Annotated in this window: 1 protein-coding gene; it reads right to left on the bottom strand. The window is 70.9% G+C overall.

The annotated features are described in order from the left end of the window. Positions 1–2,230, bottom strand: a 2,230-nt coding sequence (locus AC2W7C_RS17005; RefSeq protein WP_486002435.1) for a bifunctional [glutamine synthetase] adenylyltransferase/[glutamine synthetase]-adenylyl-L-tyrosine phosphorylase, incomplete at both ends; no start/stop codon positions are given.

The raw sequence follows: 2,230 nt of genomic DNA, 5'->3' as shown, positions 1-2,230 counted from the left end.
CTCGCGAGCCATCAGGTCGCGCATGCGCCGGGCGTCGGCGCGGACATCCACGCCCGGACGGGGGCGACGCAGGATGGCCTCCAGCGCGGCGGCCGTCCGTTCGGCGAAGGCCGGATCGTTCGCCCAGACCACGCGGGCGCGGGTCAGCGCCATGAATTCCCAGGTGTCGGCCTCGGCCGCGTAATACTCCTCCACCGCCGAAAGCCGCAGGGACACCGGTCCCTTGGCCGCCCCGGGCCGCAGGCGCATGTCGACCTCGTAGAGCCCCCCCTCGGCCGTGTGGGCCGACAGGGCCGCGATCAGACGCTGGGTGAAGCGCGACCAGAACACGCCGGCCGCCCAACCCTTGCCGTCCGACACCACCTCAGACGGGGCGTCGTACACCGTCATTAAGTCCAGATCGGAGCTGGCCGTCATCTCGCGCGATCCGGCCTTGCCCAGGGCCACCACCGCGACGACGCCGCCGGGCAACACGCCGCCCTGTCGAACCGTCTCGGCCAGGGCCGCAGGGGCCAGAGCGGCCATCACCGCGTCCGCCAGCGCCGTCCAGGCCCGGCCGGCGGCCTCGGGCCCCGCACGTCCCGTCAAGGTTTGCACCCCGATGCGGAATTTCTGGTCGCGATGGATGCGGCGGACGGCGTTCATCGAGACCTCGAAATCGGCCGCCGCGGCCGCCTCCGCCTGCATCTGCTCGGCGACGCCGCTGTCCTCCTCGATGGAGCGCGCGAACCGGGCGTCGAGCATGCTGTCCAGCGCCGCAGGATAGCGACCTAGGGTGCGCGCCAGGCGGGGCGCGAAGGCCATCACACCGACCACCAAGTCGAACAGCTTGGGTTGGGCAAGGAACAGGGCCTGGACCTGGACCCCGCCGCTGAGGCCCGAGAAGAACACCGCGAACCGTCGGAAGGCGTCGTCCGCCGCTCCGGAATCCGCCAGCGCCGTCAACAGTCGGGGCGCCAGGCGGGTGAACAGTTCGCGCCCGCGCGCCGAGCGCGTCGCCGGGATGCGGCCATGGTGCCAGCTGCGGATGGTGTCGGCGACCATGGCCGGGTCCGAGAAACCCATGCGCTCCAGCGTGACCAGGGTCTCGGGGTCATTCTCCACACCTGTGAAGACCAGGGAGCCATACGGGGACGACAACTGCTCCTCGCCCTCGAATAACTCGCCGTAGCGTCGATTGACCCCGACCAGCAGGGCTGCGACGTGGTTGTCGAAGCTCCGCAGATCGCCCTGGCCGGCCAGGGCCGCGACGGCCGCGCGGCGGGCCGGATCGGCCGGCAGGCTGTGGGTCTGTTCGTCGTCCAGCATCTGGACGCGATGCTCCAGCCCGCGCAGTTCGACATAGGCGGCGGTGAGCTCGGCGCAGACCTGGGGCGACACATGACCCGCGTCGCGCAAGGCGGCCAAGGCGTCCACCGTGCGGGGCGTGCGCAGGGCGGGGTCGCGGCCGCCCAGGATCAGCTGCTGCGTCTGGGCGAAAAACTCGATCTCGCGGATTCCACCGCGGCCCAGCTTCAGATTGGCGCCGGCCGCGTCCAGGCCCTCGCCGGTCTTGTGCACGTGGATTTGGCGCTTGATCGACTGGATGTCGAGGATGGCCGGATAGTCGAGGCTGCGCCGCCAGATGAAGGGCGTCAGCGCCTTCAGGAACGCCTGGCCCTCCCATTCGTCGCCCAGCATGGCGCGGGCCTTGATGAAGGCCGCCCGCTCCCAGTTCTGGCCGACGCCTTCGTAATAGGTCAGGGCGAAGGGGACGGCGACCACCGGCGGCGTCGAGGACGGATCCGGCCGCAGCCGCAGATCGACCCGGAAGACATAGCCGTCGCCGGTCCGCTCCTGCATCAGCCCGGAGAAGGCGTGAGCGACCCGGTCGACGAACCGCTGCGGCTCGACGCCTTCGTCCAGCGCCGGGGTCAGCACAGTCGGCTCCCAGAACAGGCTGATGTCGATGTCCGAAGAGTAGTTGAGCTCGTTGGCCCCATGTTTGCCCATGGCCAGGCCGAACAGGCCGGGAATAGGGCCGCCCGGATCGTCCGGCGGGCTGATCAGCTTGCCGCGCTCACGCTGGTCGTGGGCGACGGCCCGCAGCGCGGCCCGGGCCGAGGCGTCGGCGAAGCGGCTCAATGCGTCGGTGACCCGATCCAGGTCCCACGCACCGCCCAGGTCGGCCAGGGCGGTCAGCAGGTGAAGCTCGCCCTTCAGCCGGCGCAGCGGGCGCGCACCTCTCGGC

The sequence above is a fragment of the Brevundimonas sp. CURTG3B2_SDJG genome, from assembly GCF_057364705.1.
The sequence above is the reverse complement of the archived record's forward strand: the minus strand, read 5'-3'. Positions and strand labels throughout refer to the sequence as shown.